The 17,985-nt window shown below is 72.6% G+C and carries 18 protein-coding genes; 4 read left to right on the top strand and 14 right to left on the bottom strand.

Going from position 1 to position 17,985, the window contains the following annotated elements:
* Window positions 1-47: 47 nt before the first annotated feature.
* Window positions 48-746, bottom strand: a complete 699-nt coding sequence (tsaB, locus tag ACGFZW_RS10540; RefSeq protein ID WP_393892670.1) for a tRNA (adenosine(37)-N6)-threonylcarbamoyltransferase complex dimerization subunit type 1 TsaB — start codon at window positions 744-746, stop codon at window positions 48-50.
* 145 nt (window positions 747-891) lie between these two features.
* On the opposite strand from tsaB, the gene ACGFZW_RS10545 reads away from it, so the two are divergent.
* On the top strand, window positions 892-1,464 hold the full coding sequence (locus ACGFZW_RS10545; RefSeq protein WP_393892671.1) for a hypothetical protein: 573 nt from the start codon (window positions 892-894) through the stop codon (window positions 1,462-1,464).
* 47 nt (window positions 1,465-1,511) lie between these two features.
* Here ACGFZW_RS10545 and ACGFZW_RS10550 read toward each other — a convergent pair whose 3' ends face one another.
* The 9 genes from ACGFZW_RS10550 to ACGFZW_RS10590 all read right to left on the bottom strand — a co-directional run bounded on the left by ACGFZW_RS10550 (window position 1,512) and on the right by ACGFZW_RS10590 (window position 10,401).
* Window positions 1,512-1,787, bottom strand: a complete 276-nt coding sequence (locus ACGFZW_RS10550) for a hypothetical protein (protein ID WP_393892672.1) — start codon at window positions 1,785-1,787, stop codon at window positions 1,512-1,514.
* Window positions 1,788-2,014: 227 nt separating this feature from the next.
* Window positions 2,015-2,551: a tRNA (adenosine(37)-N6)-threonylcarbamoyltransferase complex ATPase subunit type 1 TsaE gene (gene tsaE / locus ACGFZW_RS10555; protein WP_393892673.1), complete on the bottom strand. Its 537-nt coding sequence runs from the start codon at window positions 2,549-2,551 to the stop codon at window positions 2,015-2,017.
* 105 nt (window positions 2,552-2,656) lie between these two features.
* Window positions 2,657-4,039 (bottom strand): alpha/beta fold hydrolase, encoded by a 1,383-nt coding sequence (locus ACGFZW_RS10560; protein ID WP_393892674.1) that lies wholly within the window; start codon window positions 4,037-4,039, stop codon window positions 2,657-2,659.
* Window positions 4,036-5,211, bottom strand: a complete 1,176-nt coding sequence (gene alr / locus ACGFZW_RS10565; protein WP_393892675.1) for an alanine racemase — start codon at window positions 5,209-5,211, stop codon at window positions 4,036-4,038. The genes ACGFZW_RS10560 and alr overlap by 4 nt, the downstream gene beginning before the upstream one ends.
* A gap of 94 nt (window positions 5,212-5,305) precedes the next feature.
* A complete protein-coding gene (locus tag ACGFZW_RS10570; protein ID WP_393892676.1) occupies window positions 5,306-6,073 on the bottom strand; it encodes a L,D-transpeptidase in 768 nt (255 codons plus the stop codon).
* A gap of 221 nt (window positions 6,074-6,294) precedes the next feature.
* Window positions 6,295-7,719, bottom strand: a complete 1,425-nt coding sequence (locus tag ACGFZW_RS10575) for an NAD(P)H-hydrate dehydratase (RefSeq protein ID WP_393892677.1) — start codon at window positions 7,717-7,719, stop codon at window positions 6,295-6,297.
* 134 nt (window positions 7,720-7,853) lie between these two features.
* Window positions 7,854-8,222, bottom strand: coding sequence for a holo-ACP synthase (locus ACGFZW_RS10580; protein ID WP_393892678.1), 369 nt, complete (start codon window positions 8,220-8,222; stop codon window positions 7,854-7,856).
* 4 nt (window positions 8,223-8,226) lie between these two features.
* Window positions 8,227-10,074 carry a glutamine--fructose-6-phosphate transaminase (isomerizing) gene (gene glmS / locus ACGFZW_RS10585; protein WP_393892679.1) on the bottom strand — a complete coding sequence of 616 codons (1,848 nt, stop codon included), beginning with the start codon at window positions 10,072-10,074 and terminating at the stop codon, window positions 8,227-8,229.
* 108 nt (window positions 10,075-10,182) lie between these two features.
* Window positions 10,183-10,401: a hypothetical protein gene (locus ACGFZW_RS10590; RefSeq protein WP_393892680.1), complete on the bottom strand. Its 219-nt coding sequence runs from the start codon at window positions 10,399-10,401 to the stop codon at window positions 10,183-10,185.
* A 307-nt stretch (window positions 10,402-10,708) separates the two neighbouring features.
* Between ACGFZW_RS10590 and coaA the strand changes: the two genes are divergently transcribed.
* The 3 genes from coaA (at window position 10,709) to ACGFZW_RS10605 (ending at window position 13,512) form a co-directional block, all read left to right on the top strand.
* Entirely contained in the window at window positions 10,709-11,698 is a 990-nt protein-coding gene (gene coaA, locus ACGFZW_RS10595; protein WP_393892681.1) for a type I pantothenate kinase, read from the top strand.
* Window positions 11,699-11,752: 54 nt separating this feature from the next.
* Entirely contained in the window at window positions 11,753-12,691 is a 939-nt protein-coding gene (locus ACGFZW_RS10600) for a DUF389 domain-containing protein (RefSeq protein WP_393892682.1), read from the top strand.
* Window positions 12,692-12,786: 95 nt separating this feature from the next.
* The gene (locus ACGFZW_RS10605) at window positions 12,787-13,512 is read left to right on the top strand and encodes a hypothetical protein (RefSeq protein WP_393892683.1); all 726 of its coding nucleotides are present in this window, start codon (window positions 12,787-12,789) and stop codon (window positions 13,510-13,512) included.
* 388 nt (window positions 13,513-13,900) lie between these two features.
* On the opposite strand, the gene glmM is transcribed toward ACGFZW_RS10605, so the two are convergent.
* The 4 genes from glmM to ACGFZW_RS10625 all read right to left on the bottom strand — a co-directional run bounded on the left by glmM (window position 13,901) and on the right by ACGFZW_RS10625 (window position 17,967).
* Complete coding sequence (gene glmM, locus ACGFZW_RS10610) at window positions 13,901-15,307, bottom strand: phosphoglucosamine mutase (RefSeq protein ID WP_393892684.1); 1,407 nt, start codon at window positions 15,305-15,307, stop codon at window positions 13,901-13,903.
* A 141-nt stretch (window positions 15,308-15,448) separates the two neighbouring features.
* Entirely contained in the window at window positions 15,449-15,967 is a 519-nt protein-coding gene (gene rpsI / locus ACGFZW_RS10615; protein WP_393892685.1) for a 30S ribosomal protein S9, read from the bottom strand.
* A gap of 43 nt (window positions 15,968-16,010) precedes the next feature.
* Entirely contained in the window at window positions 16,011-16,454 is a 444-nt protein-coding gene (gene rplM, locus ACGFZW_RS10620; RefSeq protein WP_393892686.1) for a 50S ribosomal protein L13, read from the bottom strand.
* Between the two features lie 241 nt (window positions 16,455-16,695).
* A complete protein-coding gene (locus ACGFZW_RS10625; protein ID WP_393892687.1) occupies window positions 16,696-17,967 on the bottom strand; it encodes a glycosyltransferase family 87 protein in 1,272 nt (423 codons plus the stop codon).
* Window positions 17,968-17,985 lie beyond the last annotated feature (18 nt).

Here is a 17,985-nt window from a genome sequence, read left to right on the forward strand (position 1 = left end):
CGGGGCCGCCGGGCCGCCGACCGGTTGTCCGTGCGTCGCGGCGGGCGTCACTTGGGTGTGACCACCTTGTAGTTGGCCGGGACCTGGGCGTCCGGCCTGCGCAGGTACAGCGGCCGGGCGGGCAGGAACTCCTCCCCCGCCGCAAGCTTTTCCGCGGCCAGTGCGGCGAGTGCGCCTGCGGACTGATGCTCGGGCCCCTCACGGCGTACGCCGGTGAAGACCGTGTCGTAGAGCAGCGCGCCCGCGCCGACCGCGGGGACGCCGGCAACCTGGTCGGCGATGTCCGCGGGCCGGTCCACGGCGGGCTCACCGAGCCGGACCGGGCGGGTCGCGGAACGGCCCCCCTGGGGGTGGTCGCCGGGCGCCGGGGCGTAGCGCGCCCAGTAGACCTCCTTGCGGCGGGCGTCCGTCGCCACGACGAAGGGCTCGTCAAGGCCGGCGGCGTGGGCGATGCCGTCCAGTGAGCACAGGCCGTGGACGGGGATGTCCAGCGCGGCACCGAAGGTCGCCGCGGTGACCAGTCCGACCCGCAGGCCGGTGTACGGGCCCGGGCCGACGCCGACCACGATGTCGCTGACCGCGTCGAGTTTCAGTCCGGCCTCGGCCAGCACCCTGTCGACGGCGGGCAGCAGCAGCTCGCCGTGCCGGCGCGCGTCCACCTGCCGGGACTCGGCGAGGACGCGGGAGCCGTCATGGAGAGCGACGGTGACGGCGGGGGTGGCGGTGTCAAGAGCTAGCAGCAGCACGCCCTTAAGACTACGGCTCGGCCGGAGGTGCCCGTCCCGGTGCTACCGTCGCCCCGTAATCGCGCGGCCGAGCAGTGGGGCGGCAAGGCACGGGCCTCCCCGCCGGCGGCGGGGAGAGTACGGGAACGGGAAAGGTGGCACAGCGGTGCCCGCTAAGAGCAGCTCGATCGTCACCGCTCTCACCGCGGCAGCCCTGGTCGTGGTCGGCGTGGTGGGCTACCAGGCTTCGGCGTCCGCCTCGGGTCCGCTCACCCAGGTACGCAGCGACGGCAGTCACGCTCCCAAGAGTCCCGCGAAGCACGACCGGCACAAGAAGAAGGCCAAGTCCCCCGACGCCGTCGCGATCCCCGCGGGGTCGGGCGAGGGCGAGCGGGTGGTGTATTCCCTCGGCGCCGAGCGCGTCTGGCTGGTGGGCGCGGACGGCAAGGCGCGGCGCACCTACGAGGTGGCGCCGAGCAGCGTCAGCCCGTCCGTCGGGAGCTACAGCGTCACCTCGCGCTCGGTCAGCGTCACCGGCTCGGACGGCGCCGCGGTCGAGCACGTCGTACGGTTCGCCGGCGTCGACGGTGTCGTGATCGGCTTCAGCGCGGCGGTGGACGGCTCGATGCCGGACGCGGACCCGAGGAAGAAGACCGGCGGCATTCGTGAGTCGCGGGACGACGGCAAGGCGATGTGGGACTTCGCGCTGCACGGCACCAAGGTCGTCGTCGTCAACTGACCTCGCCGCCGCCGACCGGCTCGCGCCCTCGGTATGACCCGTTCGGGCTACGCCGCGTCGCGCCCCGAGGTGGACGCGGGTGCGGCCTCGCCGTCCGTTCCGGCCTCGTCCGCAGATCCGTCCGCGCGCCGCGCGGGCCTGTCCTGCGCGGCTTCGGAGGCGACGTCCGGGGGCGTGGAGACGGCGCTGGCCGCGGCGCAGGCCGCGAGCAGCTCATGCATCGTGGGCGACTGCTCGGGCGCCTCGTGAGCGGCGCGCCGGGCCGCCGCGAAGGGGGACCCCCCGCGCCCTTCGGATGTGGGGGAGGACTGGTGGGCCGACATGGACGCCTCCGGGGCTCCTGGGGCAAGCGGCAGAAGTTAGGCTGCCCTAACCGGTGCTCTGCACCCATGTGACCACGCCCGGACCCGCGCGCGCAACATCTTACCGACGGCTTGTCGGAAACTACCGGACGTTCGCACCCGACCGGGAGCCTCCCGGGGAGAGCCGCTCACCCGCGCCCGGGGCGGCCGCCGCGATGCCGGGGCGGCGTACGGCGCGCAGGGCCCGGTCAGCAGGTTTCGAGCGCGGGCAGGTCGGTGCCGGCCCAGCGAGGACCGAGGCCGGTGACCGTCACCTCGCGGACGTCGTCCACGTCGTCCTCCGGCGCACCCTCCGGGCCCCCTGGGGCGTCCGCACCCACCGCCCGGCCGATGACGACGTGCAACCGGTCGTCGGACAGCTCCTCGACCTTGCCGTCGCCCCACTCCACGACCACCACCGACTCCGGCAGCGAGACGTCGAGGTCCAGGTCCTCCATCTCGTCCAGACCACCGCCGAGCCGGTAGGCGTCGACGTGCACCAGCGCGGGTCCGCCGGTCAGGGAGGGGTGCACTCGGGCGATGACGAAGGTCGGGGAGGTGACCGCGCCGCGCACGCCCAGCCCCTCGCCGAGCCCCCTGGTCAGCGTCGTCTTGCCCGCACCCAGCTCGCCGGTGAGGAGTACCAGGTCGCCGGGGCGCAGCAGGGTGGCGAGCCGGCGACCCAACTCCTGCATCTGGTCGGGTGACTTGACGGTTACACGGGCAGTCGCGTCGGTGGTGCTCATGCCGCAAATGGTACGGCCCGCCCGGCATGCCGGTCCCGGCCTGCCGGGACCGTCCGGGGCCGACCCGTCCCGGCAGGGCATCCGGCGCCCCGATGGCCGGGGGCTTCAGGCCCGGGCCGACCGCGAACTGCGGCTCCCGGCGCTCGCCCGCTCCACCAGCGTCACCAGATGGTCGTTGACCAGCTCGGGACGCTCCAGCATCACCAGATGCCCGGCCCCGGCGACGCACACCAGCTCGGCGGCGGGCAGCAGCTCGCCGATGGTCTGACTGTGGTCGGCGGGGGTGATCAGGTCCCGGTCACCGGCGAGCACCAGCGCGGGCAGGGTGTCGTACGCCACCAGCGCCTCGGTCTTGTCGTGCACCGCGAACGCCGGGAAGAACTCGGCGACCACATCGATGGGGGTCGCCTCGATCAGCCGCTCGGCGAACCGCGCGACCCCCGGGTCGACGTCCTTGGGCGTGCCGAAGGAGTAGCGCTTGACGAGCCCGGCGAACAGGTCCGCGGTGGCCCGCCGGCCGCGCTCGACGATCTCGCTCTGGGCGCCCAGCGCCTTGAGCACACCCGGCGCGAAGCGGTGGAATGCCTTGACCCCCAGCGACGGCAGCCCGAAGGCGACCTCGCTGAGCCGGCCCGCCGACGTGCCGATGAGCGCCACCCCGACGACCCGCTCCGTCACGAACCGGGGAAACTGATCGGCCAGCGCCATCACCGTCATCCCGCCCATGGAGTGCCCGACCAGCACGATCGGGCCCTCGGGCACCGCGGCGTCCAGCACCGCCTTGAGGTCACGGCCGAGCAGGTCGATGGTGACCGGCTCGGTGCCGTCCATCTGGGCATGGCCGCGAGCCGAGCGGCCGTGGCTGCGCTGGTCCCAGTGGACCGTGCGCACCGTGCCGCGCAGCGCGCCACGCTGGAAGTGCCAGGAGTCCTGGCTGAGGCAGTAGCCGTGACAGAAGACCACGGTGGGGGCCGCGGAGCGCCGCCCCAGGGCCGAGAGCAGCCGCTTGCGGAAGCCGCCCTGGGCGCCGCCCTGGGCGTCCTGGCCGGAGCGGGCGTTCCTGCCGCCCCGGGGCGCCCCGGCGTTCTTGTCCGCTTTCCCCGCCGCGGCGGCGCTGCCGCCCTTGCCCGGTGCGCCGCCCGGACCGTCGCCCTCGGCTCCCGACGCGGTCTCCCCCGGCTCGTCGACCTCGTAGTACAGCGCGGTGCCGTCCTCGGCGATCGCCGTGCCGGGGGTGCCGCGCAGCGTGCCGAACGGGCCGGCCGCGTCCAGGGCCAGCCGCGCCTTGCGCCGTATCCCCCGACCGACGGTCAGCCGCTCTATCGCCACACCGGCCGCCGCCCCGGCCGCGACCACACCGATCGCGGCACCGGCGATGCCGGCGTTGCGCCCCGCCCGCGCCCAGTTGCCGGCCGCGTCGGCCGCCGTCTCCACGGCCGTCTCCACCGCTGCCTCGACCGCCTTGGCCGCGCCCGTGCCGTCCGTCATGCCGTACTCCCCGTGACCGTCGTGTCCCCTTCGACATCGCTGTCCACATAGACGCGCGGGACCCTGGTTCCGATCCGCGTGACGATTTCGTAGCCGATGGTCCCGGCCGCCACGGCCCAGTCCTCCGCGGTCGGCTCACCGCGGTCCCCGGGCCCGAACAGCAGCGCCGGGTCGCCCGGCTGCGCCCGGTCCCCGCCCAGATCGACGACGAACTGGTCCATCGCGATGCGGCCGGCGACCGTCCGCCACTTGCCTGCGACCAGCACCGGACCGCTGCCGGAGGCGTGCCGCGGGACGCCGTCGGCGTAGCCGAGCGGGACCAGCGCGAGGGTGGTCTCACCGGGCGTCGTGTAGTGGTGGCCGTAGGAGACGCCGTGGCCGCCGGGGACGCGTTTGACCGACGCCAGCGACGCCTCCAGGGTCATCGCGGGCCGCAGCCCGAAGTCCTGCGGGGTGCCGACCTCGGGGCTGGGCGAGATGCCGTAGACGCCGATGCCGGCGCGTACCACGTCGAAGTGGGCCTCGGGCAGGGTCAGCAGCGCCGGGGTGTTGGCGATGTGCCGCACTTCCGGCCGCAGCCCGGCCGCCGCCGCGACCGCGAGGGCCTCGTCGAAGGCGGTCAGCTGCAGTGCGATCGAGGGGTGGCCCGGCTCGTCCGCGCAGGCGAAGTGCGACCAGACACCGGTGACGGTGAGCACGCCCTCGATCTCGGCGGCGCGGGCGGCCGCGGTCAGCTCCGGCCAGTCGGCGGGCGGGCAGCCGTTGCGGCCCAGGCCGGTGTCGATCTTCAGCTGGACGCGGGCGGTACGGCCGCACGCGCGGGCGGCCTCGGTCACCTCGCGCAGCGCCCACAGCCCGCTCGCCGAGACGTCGATGTCCTGCTCGACAGCCTCGCGCCACGGGCCGCCGGGGGTCCACAGCCAGCACATCAGCCGGCCGGTGTCGCCCGCGGCGCGCAGCGCGAACGCCTCTTCGGGAAGCGCCGTGCCCAGCCAGGCCGCTCCGGCCTCACGGGCGGCGCTGGCGCAGGGCACCGCGCCGTGCCCGTAGCCGTCGGACTTGACCACGGCCATCAGCTCTGCCCGGGGTGCACGGGCCCGCAGGGCACGCACATTCGACCGCACGGCGGCGAGGTCGACGGTGGCGCGGGCGCGCTTCGCTGTCTCGTTCATCGCCCTCAGTGTCTCAGGCGGCGCCGCGGGGCCCCGGGGGACCGGTGGTGGCGCGCCCCCCGCCCCCCGGCCCCGGCCCCGACCCCGGCGGGGATCACACTCCGGTCCTGCGACCCCATACGTGGACCGTGTCGCCTTTCTTCAGCACATCCCACAACCTCTCCGCGTCCATCCATTTCAGGTTGACGCAGCCGTGCGAGCCGGGGGACTCGTAGATGTCGCCGTAGACGCCGTGCAGCGCCTCCCCGCGGTCGAAGAACTGGGAGAAGGGCATCGGCGTGTTGTAGAGCGTCGAGGTGTGGTTCCGCACCCGCAGGTAGACCCGGTACGTGCCGGTGCGGGTCCTGGAGGCCGGCCGGCCGGAGCGGATCGCCACCGGCCGGAAGATCACCTTCCGGCCGCGCTGCACCCACATGAGCTGCCGCGACAGGTCGATGCAGGCGACCCGCCGGGCGCGGACCGGGCAGTGACCGGCCTGGTTCGGGTTCCGCTGGGCCCGCAGCAGCCGCACCACGGCGCCGGTGACCCGGCCCGCGAAACCGTTCGCCGGCGTGATGTGGTGTGCCCGCTGGAAGCCGCGGATGGCCTTGCAGTCGGCGGCCGACTGCCGGCCGTCCACCACGCGGCGCAGGTGGCGCTCGGCCTGCTGCTGGTAGGGCCCGGTGGACCTGCTGCACCGCGCCGACGCCGCGCCGGGGACCCCGCGCTGCCGCTTCTGGTGCGGCCGCTGCGGGCTGCGGGGAGCCGCAGCCGTCTCCGCCGCCGCGCCCGGGACGGGCGGCACCGCGATGGCGGCCCGGGGCGCACCGTCGAGGGTGAGCAGCAGGGCGCCGACCAACAGCGCCGGCAGGGTGCGTTTCATGGACTCACTCATGCCGTGGCGGGACGCCCGCACGTCCCGGCCAGCGGCAGTTTCGCCCTGGTGCCGCGCGGCGTTCGCCCACCGGGCGTAACGGCGGGGCGGAGCAAGGGGCTCAAGGTCCTCGGCGCCCGGAAGCGGGGCGCGGCCGGGCGGGGTGGCCCGGCACACCGAGCCGCGCGCGCAGCTTCGCCGCCCGCGCCCCGGGTCCGGCCCGGCCGCCGTCAGTCCAGGACGTCCCGCCAGGCCGCGCCGAGTTGGTCGGCGACCTCCGTGGCCACGATCGGGGCGCCCCGCGGGCCTGCCGCGCGGCGGGCCGCGAGGCCGTGCAGATACGCGCCCACCGACGCCGCGTCGCGGGCCGGCAGTCCGGCGGCGAGCAGCGATCCGGTCAGCCCGGAGAGCACATCGCCGCTGCCGGCCGTTGCCAGCCAGCCGGTCCCTGTGGAATTGACCCGTACGGGCCCGGTGGCGTCCGCGACCAGCGTCGTCGAGCCCTTGAGCAGCACCGTGGCGCCGAACCGCCCGGCCAGCTCACGTACCGCGTGCAGGCGGGCCGCCTCGACCTCCTCCCGGCCGCTGCCGAGCAGCGCCGCTGCCTCGCCGGCGTGCGGGGTGAGCAGCGTGGCCGCGGCCCGGTCGCGGACCCGCTGCGGCGTCAGGAAGCGCAGCCCGTCGGCGTCCACGAGCACCGGCACCTCCGCCGCCAGCACGTCCTCCAGCGCGTCCGACTCGTCCCCCAGGCCGGGGCCGATCACCCAGGACTGCACCCGGCCCGCCTTGTGCGGCGGCCCGGCGTGCACCAGGGTCTCGGGGAACTTCGCGAGCACCGCGTCGGCGGCCGGGCCGACGTACCGCACGGCCCCCGCGCCGCCGCGCAGCGCCCCCGCGACCGCCAGCACCGCGGCGCCCGGGTAGCGCGCCGATCCGGCCACCACGCCCACCACGCCACGCCGGTACTTGTCGCTCTCGGCCGCGGGGCGCGGCAGCAGATCCGCCACGTCCGCGTGTTGCAACGCCTCCGCCTCGGCGTCCTCGGGCAGCGTCAGACCGATGTCGACGAGCCGCAGCGCTCCGGCCCGCCCCCGCGCCGGATCGATCAGCAGCCCCGGCTTGTACGCCCCGAACGTCACCGTCGCGTCGGCCCGTACGGCGTCCCCCGCCACCTCGCCGGTGTCCGCGTCCACCCCGCTCGGCAGGTCGACCGCGACCACCAACGCCGACTCCCGTACCGCGCCGAGGAGTTCGGCCGCCTGCGGGCGCAGCCCGCCACGGCCGCCGATGCCCACGATGCCGTCCACGACCAGATCGGCCCAGGCGATGTCCCGCGCCGCGTCGGCCGACACCCGCCCGCCGGCCGCCCGCAGCGCGGCGAGTCCGCCCGGGTGCGCCCGCTCGGGGGACAGCAACACTGCGACGACTCCCGCGCCGCGGCGCGCCAGCCGGGCGCCCGCGTACAGCGCGTCCCCGCCGTTGTCACCGCTGCCGACCAGCAGCGTCACCCGGGTGCCGTACACCCGCCCCAGCAACTCCCCGCAGGCGACGGCCAGTCCGGCCGCGGCCCGCCCCATCAAGGCCCCCTCCGGCAGCCGGGCCATCAGCTCCCGCTCGGCGGCCCGCACGGTCTCCACGCTGTAGGCAGTCCTCATGCGGCCAGTCTCACACCCCGGCGCCGCACGGCCTCCGCCACACGCGAGGCCCACGCGGCGCCGGACGTGTCGACGGGCCGGCCCGTCGAGCCTGGACCGGCGGGCCCGGAAGGCGCGACGCCCGCCCGCCGGCCTCAGCCTTCGGCGATCACCACGGCGGAGGCGATCCCGGCATCGTGGCTGAGCGATACATGCCAGGACCGTACGCCCAGCTCCGCCGCCCGCGCCGCGACCGTGCCGCGGACCCGCAGCCGCGGCTGCCCGCTGTCCTCCACGTACACCTCGGCATCGGTCCAGTGCAGCCCGCCGGGCGCGCCGAGCGCCTTGGCGACGGCTTCCTTGGCGGCGAAGCGCGCCGCCAGCGAGGCCACCCCGCGGCGCTCGCCGCTCTCCAGCAGCAGTTCCTCCTCGATGAACAGCCGCTGTGCCAGCTCGGGCGTCCGCTCCAGCGCCGCGGCGAAGCGTTCGATCTCCGCGACGTCGATCCCCACTCCGATGATCACGCGCTCACTCCACCGTCACGGACTTGGCGAGGTTGCGCGGCTGGTCGACCTCGTTGCCGCGGGCGGTGGCCAGCTCGCAGGCGAAGACCTGCAGCGGCACCGCCGACACCAGGGGCTGGAGCAGCACCGGCGTCTGCGGGATCCGCACCAGGTGGTCGGCGTACGGCACGACCGTCTCGTCGCCCTCCTCGGCGATGACGATGGTGCGCGCCCCGCGGGCCCGGATCTCCTGGATATTCGAGACGATCTTGTCGTGCAGCACCGAGCGGCCTCGCGGCGACGGCACCACCACGACCACCGGCAGGTCCTCCTCGATCAGGGCGATCGGCCCGTGCTTGAGCTCACCGGCCGCGAAGCCCTCCGCGTGCATGTACGCGAGTTCCTTCAGCTTCAGCGCGCCCTCCAGCGCCACCGGATAGCCGACATGCCGCCCGAGGAACAGCACGGTCTCCTTGTCGGCGAGCCCACGCGCCAGCTCCCGCACCGGCTCCATCGTGGCCAGCACCTGCGTCACCTGGGTGCCGATGGCCGCCAGCTCGCGCACCACCGCCCGGATCTCGTCACCCCACTTGGTGCCCCGCACCTGGGCGAGGTACAGCGCGACGAGATAGCAGGCCACCAGCTGCGTCAGGAACGCCTTGGTGGAGGCGACCGCGACCTCGGGACCTGCGTGCGTGTAGAGCACGGCGTCCGACTCCCGCGGGATGGTCGAGCCGTTGGTGTTGCAGATGGCCAGCACCTTCGCGCCCTGCTCACGGGCGTGCCGCAGCGCCATCAGGGTGTCCATGGTCTCGCCGGACTGGCTGATGGCGATCACCATCGTGTGCCGGTCCAGGATCGGGTCGCGGTAGCGGAACTCGCTGGCCAGTTCCGTCTCGCACGGGATCCGCGTCCAGTGCTCGATCGCGTACTTGGCGATCATGCCCGCGTGGTACGCCGTCCCACAGGCCACGATCACGACCTTGTCGACCTCCCGCAGCACCTCAGGCGGGATCCGCACCTCGTCGAGGGAGAGCACACCCGAGGCGTCGATCCGGCCCAGCAGCGTGTCGGCGACGGCCTTCGGCTGCTCGGCGATCTCCTTGAGCATGAAGTAGTCGTAGCCGTCCTTCTCGGCGGCCGACGCGTCCCAGTCGACGTGGTACTCACGGACCTCCGCCGGCGCCCCGTCGAAGTCGGTGACCGTCACCCCGTCCCGGCGCAGCTCCACGACCTGGTCCTGCCCCAGCTCGACGGCTTCCCTCGTGTGCGCGATGAACGCCGCCACGTCCGAGGCCAGGAACGCCTCGTCCTCACCGATCCCCACCACCAGCGGGGAGTTGCGGCGCGCCCCGACGACCACGTCCGGCGCGTCGGCGTGCACCGCGACCAGCGTGAACGCGCCCTCCAGACGGCGGCACACCTGCCGCATCGCCTCCGGAAGGTCCCCGCAGGAGGAGTAGCACTCGGCGAGCAGGTGCGCGACGACCTCGGTGTCCGTCTGGGACGCCAACTCATGTCCACGGTCGGCGAGTTCGGCGCGCAGCCCGGCGAAGTTCTCGATGATGCCGTTGTGCACGACGGACACCCGGCCGGCGTTGTCCAGATGCGGATGCGCGTTGGCGTCGGTCGGCCCGCCGTGCGTGGCCCACCGGGTATGGCCGATCCCCGTCGACCCGGCCGGCAACGGACGGGCCGACAGTTCCTTCTCCAGGTTGGCGAGTTTGCCCGCCTTCTTGGCCGCCGCCAGCCCGCCGTCGGCCAGCACGGCGACCCCGGCCGAGTCGTAGCCGCGGTACTCCAGCCGCTTCAACCCGGCGAGAACGACGTCAAGAGCGGACTGCCCGCCCACGTAACCCACGATTCCGCACATGAAGGCACCCTACGACGGGGGCCCTCAAGCGCGCCGCACCACGTGCCACGCCCGCCACCGGCCCCGGCCGACGTGTGGCCGCGCACCGATCCGGTCACGCTCCCCGCGTCATCGCCTTCCCGGCCCGATCCCCGGCCGGCCCCCTCGCCCGCGCTCTATCCGCTCCAGCGCCTCCCGCACCGTCGCCAAGAACTCCTCCTCGTCAGGACCCGGCCTGCTGCCCCGCTCGTAGCTGTCCAGGAAGTCGGCGAGATCCTCACCCAGATCGTCGTCCGGCAGCTCCTCGGCCAGCTCGGCGTGCACCCGCTCCGCGTACCCGTCCGACACGGCCGTCCGCCCCCGGCCCCGGCTCTCCTCACGGGCCCGCAGACGCAGCAGACCTAAAAGGCGCGCTCGCACGCCCACCCCCATCTTTCGCCCCGGCGCGCGATCGGCGCCGTGTCCCGCCGCAGACCGTACCGGCGAATACCTGCCCGGTACAGACATGCCGGTCGAGACACCCCAACCACACCCCCACGTCCACAACCCGGCCGCGACACGTACAAGCCACTCCTGGCGGCGTGTCGCCACACCCCCGGCCCCCGGGGGGCCACCCCGGGATGAACCGTGCGCCGCGGCTGCGCACAATGGGCGCGTGCCCCTGACGACCGATCCGCAGCAGCGCCGCCGCGCCGACAGCTCGCCGTACGTCGATCTGACCCGCGAGCAGTGGAGCGCCCTGCGCGAGAAGACCCCCCTGCCGCTGACCGCGGAGGAGGTCGAACGGCTGCGTGGTCTGGGCGATGTCATCGACCTCGACGAGGTACGCGACGTCTATCTGCCGCTGTCCCGCCTGCTCAATCTCTACGTCGGCGCCAGCAGCAATCTGCGCGGGGCGCTGAACACCTTCCTCGGCGACGCCGGCGGCGGCCACGGCTCCCAGCCCGGCACCCCGTTCGTCATCGGGGTCGCGGGCAGTGTGGCGGTCGGCAAGTCCACCACCGCCCGGCTCCTCCAGGCCCTGCTCGCGCGATGGCCCGAGCATCCGCGTGTCGAGCTGGTGACCACCGACGGATTCCTCTTCCCCAACGCCGAACTGCACCGGCGCGGCCTGATGTCCCGCAAAGGGTTTCCCGAGTCCTACGACCGCCGGGCGCTGACCCGCTTCGTCGCCGATGTGAAGTCCGGCAAGGCCGAGGTCGGCGCCCCGGTCTACTCCCACCTGATCTACGACATCGTGCCCGGCGAGCGGCTGACCGTACGCCGCCCGGACATCCTCATCGTCGAGGGCCTGAACGTCCTGCAGCCCGCGCTCCCCGGCAAGGACGGCCGCACCCGCCTGGGACTGGCCGACTTCTTCGACTTCTCCGTCTACGTCGACGCCCGCACCGAGGACATCGAGAAGTGGTATCTCGGCCGCTTCCGCAAGCTCCGCGAGACCGCGTTCCAGAACCCGTTCTCGTACTTCCGCAAGTACACCCAGGTCTCCGAGGACGAGGCCCTGGACTACGCCCGGAAGATGTGGCGCACCGTCAACAAGCCCAACCTCCAGCAGAATGTCGCTCCCACCCGCGGCCGCGCGAACCTCGTGCTGCGCAAGGGCCCCGACCACAAGGTGCAGCGACTGTCCCTGCGCAAGCTCTGACCCCCGGCGCCGCCCGGAGCCCTTCCCCCACTTCGACCCCTGGGAGCCTGTCCCGTGCTGCATCTGCGTCTGATCGTCCCGACGGACCTTACGGATGAGGTGGTGCGGCTGCTGGAGAGCACTGTCGGCACCGCCCACCTGGTCGTCCTGACCGGCGCCGCCCGCGATCCGCTGGGCGACGTGGTGATGTGCGACGTGGCCCGGGAGGCCGGCGACGAGCTGCTGGACCGGCTGCGCAAGCTGGGCCTGGACCGGGCCGGTTCGATCGCGGTCGAGAACATCGACCTGTCGCTCTCCCGGCGCGCCGACCGTGCCGAGGACGACGCACCGGGCGAGGGCGCCGACGCCGTCCTGTGGGAGTCGCTCACCGACGCCACCCACGAGGAGTCCACCCTCTCCGTCACCTACCTGGCGTTCCTGACGCTCGCCACGATGATCGCGGCCTGCGGCGTGGTCCTGGACAACGCGATCCTGATCGTCGGCGCGATGGCCGTCGGCCCGGAGTTCGGCCCGGTGGCCGGCATCTGTACGGCGCTGGTGCAGCGCGCCCCGCGGCTGGCCTGGCGCTCCGTGGTGGCGCTGGTCGTCGGCTTCGCGGTGGCGATGGTGGTGACGGTCGGGTTCGCGTTCTTCATGGACGCGGTGGGGCTCTTCGAGGCCGAGGCCCTGAAGGCGACCAGGCCCAACACCAACTTCATCTACCGGCCCGACTGGTTCTCCTTCGTCGTCGCCGTCCTCGCCGGCATCGCCGGTGTGCTCTCGCTGACCTCCTCCAAGTCCGGCGCCCTGGTCGGCGTGGCCATCTCGGTGACCACCGTCCCGGCCGCCGCCAACGCCGCGGTCGCCCTCAGCTACGGGCAGTTCGCCCAGGCCCGCGGCTCGTCGGAACAGCTGCTGCTCAACCTCGGGGGGATCGTGCTGGCCGGGGTGGCCACCCTGCTGGCACAGAAGGCCCTGTGGGCCGGACAGCGGCGACGCGGCGGCACGGCCTGAGAGGTCATCTGCGGAGCAGGGCAAACGGGGTCGACCCACCCACCGGCCGCCCCCGGCACCTGCGTTCGGAGGGCCGTCCGACATACTCATGCCGCATGAGCGAGCCATGGGAAACACTCATCATTGTCGGCTTGTTCCTTTTCATCGCCGGTTTCTTCGGACTGTTCATCTGGGTCGCGCGGTACGTGAACAAAAGGGACAACCAAAGCCCCCAACAGCGCGAAGAACTACTCCAGTTGGCGGCAAGCCGGGGCTGGATCCACACCGCCTGGGTCCCCGGCGGAGGAGACCGCTACTGCGGCGGGGGCCCACTGCCCATGAAGGGCACCAATATCCCCGTTGTGGACCAAATTGTCGGCGAATTCCGGGGTCGCGCCATCTGCTGCTTCGAGTACCACTCGCGCGGAATGGACGCGGACGGTCCGAGCACGGTGCAGCACTCCACGGTATTCGCCGTGACGTCGACGACCTCCGTACCTCGGTTGGTCATCAAACGGCCGCGGGCACTGGACAAGGTGAACGCGCGCACGGACGCCTTGTTCGGCGGCGGCAAGGTGATTGAGCTGGGCGACCCCGAATTCGACGAGGCATTTCGCCTGATCGCCAACGACGAAGAATCCGCGCGCAACGTCCTGACCGGCCCCTTGGCACAGTTCCTCACCTCCGACCCCCGCGCCAAGGAAGAGCCTCTCCGATTCCAGGGAAACGATCTGATCACCTGGCATCGGGGGCGGCTCCGGGCGGAACAGATCGAGCAGAAGCTGAACTATCTGTGCGACGTCCTGGACCGCCAGCCGGCGCAGGCGCATCACCCCGCCTGAAGGACCGCGCTCGCAGTGAGCCGCAAGACTTGCACCGCGTCAGAGCCGAAGCCCCGACCGCAGTTTCTCCGCCTCCGGAACAGCGACGAAGCCACCTGGCCGAATCCGTCGGCTTCGCACCAACGCGCACCTCAGCCCACCAGCCGTACTGGGCCGTAGAACCTCTGGGCACAACGTTGGCACCCCGCCTCCAACACGCCGCCGGTGAAACCGGCTTGCCCGCACCAGGACGGTGAATGCGCGGTGCAACCCCATGCCCCACCATGCCCGCATCAGCAACAGGCTCGTCGACGATCTCGCCGTTCCTACGCCTGACCCCGCAGATACGACAGCGGGCCCGCTCCCCCGGACAAGGAGAGCGGGCCCGCTGCGGCCATTCCGGCAGGCGCTATCCCAGCGCCGACTTCACGACATCCGCGAGCCGCTCGGCGACCGATCGTGCCTGCTCGATGTCGGCGGCCTCGACCATGACCCGGACCAGCGGCTCGGTGCCGGAGGAGCGCAGCAGCACCCGGCCGGTCGCGCCCAGCTCCCGCTCCGCCTCGGTGACCGCGGTGGTCAGCTCGGGCGAGGTGGTCACCCGCGACTTGTCGACGTCGGGGACGTTGATGAGGATCTGCGGCAGCCGCTCCATGACGCCCGCCAGGTCGGCCAGGGACCGGCCGGTCGCGGCGACCCGGGCCGCCAGCATCAGACCGGTCAGGGTGCCGTCGCCGGTCGTGGCGTGGTCGAGCACGATGACGTGACCGGACTGCTCGCCGCCCAGCGCGTAGCCGCCCGCCTTCATCTCCTCCAGGACGTAGCGGTCGCCGACCGCCGTCCGGAGGAACTCGATGCCCTCGCGCTCCATGGCCAGCTTGAAGCCCAGGTTGGACATGACCGTGGCGACGACGGTGTTCTTGCGCAGCGCGCCGGACTCGCGCATGCCGAGGGCGAGGACGGCCAGGATCTGGTCGCCGTCGATCTCGTTGCCGTCCTGGTCGACGGCAAGGCAGCGGTCCGCGTCGCCGTCGTGCGCGACACCCAGGTCGGCGCCGTGCTCGACGACGGCCTCGCGCAGCAGCTGGAGGTGGGTGGAGCCGCAGCCGTCGTTGATGTTGAGGCCGTCGGGGTCGGTACCGATGGTGATGACGTCGGCCCCGGCCCGGGCGAACGCCTCGGGCGAGACGCGCGAGGCGGCGCCGTGCGCACCGTCGATGACGATCTTCAGCCCGTCCAGGCGGTTGGGCAGGACCCCGACGAGGTGCGCGACGTAGTTGTCGAAGCCCTCGTCGTAGACGGTGACCCGCCCCACGCCTTCGCCCGTCGGCCGGTTCCACGGCTCACCCGTGCTGTGGCCGCGGTAGGTCTCCTCGATGCGGTCCTCCAGCTCGTCGGCGAGCTTGTGGCCGCCGCGGGCGAAGAACTTGATGCCGTTGTCGGGCATCGGGTTGTGGCTTGCGGAGAGCATCACACCGAGGTCGGCGCCGAGGGCGCCGGTCAGATACGCGACCGCCGGGGTCGGCAGCACACCCACCCGCAGGACGTCGACACCGGCGCTGGCCAGGCCCGCGACGACTGCGGCCTCCAGGAACTCCCCGGACGCGCGGGGATCGCGCCCGACGACGGCCACCGGCCGGTGCCTTTCGAGCGCCGAACCGTCGCTCGCCCGTCCCCCTTGGCCAACCGGGCTTCGCCCTGGTGCCTCCTCGGCGAGTACATGCGCCGCAGCGACCGACAGGCCGAGCGCGAGCTCCGCCGTCAGATCGGCATTGGCGACACCGCGCACACCGTCCGTGCCGAAGAGTCGTCCCACTGGTGTCCTCCGAGTAGATGAGCTTGGACCAGAGACTGAAGTCCAGGTATACGCCCCTGGTCTTGGAAAGCCGAACGCCCCGGCTGCACGGAGTGTGCCACCGGGGCGTTCGCCAAGAGCTGCAAGCTGCAGCGAGCGCGGTTAGCGCTTGCTGTACTGCGGCGCCTTGCGGGCCTTCTTGAGACCGGCCTTCTTGCGCTCGACCGCACGGTCGTCGCGCTTGAGGAAGCCGGCCTTCTTCAGCGGGGCGCGGTTGTTGTCCACGTCCGCCTCGTTCAGCGCACGGGCGACGCCCAGACGCAGCGCACCGGCCTGGCCGGAGATGCCGCCGCCGGAGATGCGGGCGACGACGTCGTAGCGGTTGTCGAGCTCGAGCACCTTGAAGGGCTCGTTGACTTCCTGCTGGTGCACCTTGTTGGGGAAGTAGCCCTCAAGGGTGCGACCGTTGATCTTCCACTGACCGGTGCCCGGAACGATCCGGACGCGGGCGATGGCGTTCTTGCGACGGCCCAGGCCGGCAGCCGGCTGCGGGTCGCCGAAACGGGAGGCGAGCGACTCGGAGGTGTACTCCGACTCCACGACCTCGGTCTCGGTGGTGTATTCCTCGACGGCCACGTCTTCGTTCTCGACGACGGGGGTCTCGGGAGTGGTCTCGGCCACGATGCTCCTCAGATTCTTTTCGTCTTAGGGGGTGTGGCCGGACTTACTGCGCGACCTGGGTGATCTCGAACGGGACCGGCTGCTGCGCAGCGTGCGGGTGCTCGGCGCCCGCGTAGACCTTCAGCTTCGAGAGCATCTGGCGGCCGAGGGTGTTCTTGGGGAGCATGCCCTTGATGGCCTTCTCGACGGCCTTCTCGGGGTTCTTCTCGAGCAGCTCGTCGTAGCGGACGGAGCGCAGACCACCCGGGAAGCCGGAGTGGCGGTAGGCCATCTTCTGGCTCCGCTTGTTGCCGGAGAGGTGCACCTTGTCGGCGTTGACGATGATGACGAAGTCACCGGTGTCAACGTGCGGCGCGTACACCGGCTTGTGCTTGCCCCTCAGGAGGGACGCGGCCTGGGTGGCCAGACGGCCCAGGACAACGTCCTGCGCGTCAATGATGTGCCACTGGCGCTGAACATCGCCGGGCTTGGGGCTGAACGTACGCACGGTCGTAGCCTTCGCTTCTTCAGAGGTGGGGTCTCCCCGCGGTCCGAAGACCTCGGGGAAAGGGTCCTGTACTGGTCCCCACGGTCGATCACACCAGCATTGGCGGCACTACGGGTGACGCAACCCGATCGTCCGCCTCTGGGAATCGGCCCGGTGGACCGGCGTAAGGCCCCCTCACGTGAGATAGAGCAAGCCAATACGCATAACGAACTCGCAGAATACCGACCCGACCCCGTACGGGTCAAAACGCGTCCCGAACCGGCGTGCGATCTTGCCCCGTCTCCGCCAGGGTCACCGTCCGCACCACAGGCCGCCGCACACAGCCCCGGGCGGTCACCGCGGCGAGCAGCCACAGCGTCGCGGCGTCCCGGAAGGCCCGCCGCTGGATCGCCTCCAGATGCGGCCAGGCGAAGCCGGAGACCTGCGGCACCAGCGCCACCCAGAACCACACCGTACGCGGCACCGAGCCGGCCACCGCCACCGACGCCAGCAGCGGCAGCAGCACCACGAGCAGGTAGTGGTCGAAGGACGGCCGGGAGACCAGGAACGCCGACAGCATCAGCATGGCCGCGGCCTCCACCAGCCGCCGCGGCCCGCGCTCCCCCCGCCGCCACCGCAGCCAGGCGCAGCCCACGCCCGCCGCTGCCACCGCCGCGGCCGCCCCGTACGCGAGCGTCCCGGGCACTCCGAAGCGCGTGAGGATCATGCCGAGAGAGGCGTCGAAGGGCCGGGCGAAGGCGTCCTGCCCGTCGAGCAGGAACGGCAGCGTCCGGGTGAAGAACATCTCCGGCCGCGGCATCATCAGCGCCGCGAGCACCGACGCCACCACCGGCACCACGAGCGCCGTCGCCAGCGCCCGCCACCGCCGCGCGAAGACGAACAGCAGCAACAGCGGCACCAGCATCGGCTTGACCGCCAGCGCCAGCCCGACCACCAGCCCGGCCGCCACCCACCTCGCGCGCCGGGCACACAGCAGGGCGAACGGCAGCGCGACCACGGACGCCAGCGTCCAGTTCCCGATGTTCACCACATTGCGAAAGGGCTCGAAGAACACCAGCCCGACGACGCCGAGCGCCGCGAGCCGGCTGCCCGCCGCCACCTTGAAGATCCGCAGCGACGCCCACCACCCCGCAAGCACCGCCGCCTGCCCCACGCCGAGGACCAGCATCCGAAGCTGCCCCCGGGAGAGCAGCGCCTCCGGCACCGCGGCCAGGACCGCGCTGGGCAGGTACAGGAACCGCCTGTCGGTGTACGGGGCGCCGCCGTCCAGAAACGTCCGGGCGGCCCGCACCACGAAGTCGTTGTCCATCCCGACGTTCGGGCTGGTGCGGTACATCTGCGCGCCCAGCACCGCAAGCAGGCCGAGCGCCACCGCGCGCAGCACCCACGAAGCCGGGGCGAGCAGCCACCCGACCGGCGGCGGCTCGTCTCCCGCGACGCGCCCCGCCCCGCCCTCCGTGGCCGGTGTCGCGATTCCCTTGACGCCGGAAATGCCCGCTTCGTCCGCAGTCATGTGGTCAGGCTATGAGCC

Origin of the sequence: Streptomyces sp. NPDC048248 (genome assembly GCF_043201875.1) — a bacterium.
Lineage (GTDB): Bacteria > Actinomycetota > Actinomycetes > Streptomycetales > Streptomycetaceae > Streptomyces.

Excerpts from the sequence above, each read along its gene's own strand:
- ACGFZW_RS10550 (WP_393892672.1), bottom strand. The coding sequence starts at position 1,787 with ATGTCGGCCCACCAGTCCTCCCCCACATCCGAAGGGCGCGGGGGGTCC.
- tsaE (WP_393892673.1), bottom strand. The coding sequence starts at position 2,551 with ATGAGCACCACCGACGCGACTGCCCGTGTAACCGTCAAGTCACCCGAC.
- ACGFZW_RS10560 (WP_393892674.1), bottom strand. The coding sequence starts at position 4,039 with ATGACGGACGGCACGGGCGCGGCCAAGGCGGTCGAGGCAGCGGTGGAG.
- alr (WP_393892675.1), bottom strand. The coding sequence starts at position 5,211 with ATGAACGAGACAGCGAAGCGCGCCCGCGCCACCGTCGACCTCGCCGCC.
- ACGFZW_RS10570 (WP_393892676.1), bottom strand. The coding sequence starts at position 6,073 with ATGAAACGCACCCTGCCGGCGCTGTTGGTCGGCGCCCTGCTGCTCACC.
- ACGFZW_RS10575 (WP_393892677.1), bottom strand. The coding sequence starts at position 7,719 with ATGAGGACTGCCTACAGCGTGGAGACCGTGCGGGCCGCCGAGCGGGAG.
- glmS (WP_393892679.1), bottom strand. The coding sequence starts at position 10,074 with ATGTGCGGAATCGTGGGTTACGTGGGCGGGCAGTCCGCTCTTGACGTC.
- ACGFZW_RS10605 (WP_393892683.1), top strand. The coding sequence starts at position 12,787 with ATGAGCGAGCCATGGGAAACACTCATCATTGTCGGCTTGTTCCTTTTC.
- ACGFZW_RS10625 (WP_393892687.1), bottom strand. The coding sequence starts at position 17,967 with ATGACTGCGGACGAAGCGGGCATTTCCGGCGTCAAGGGAATCGCGACA.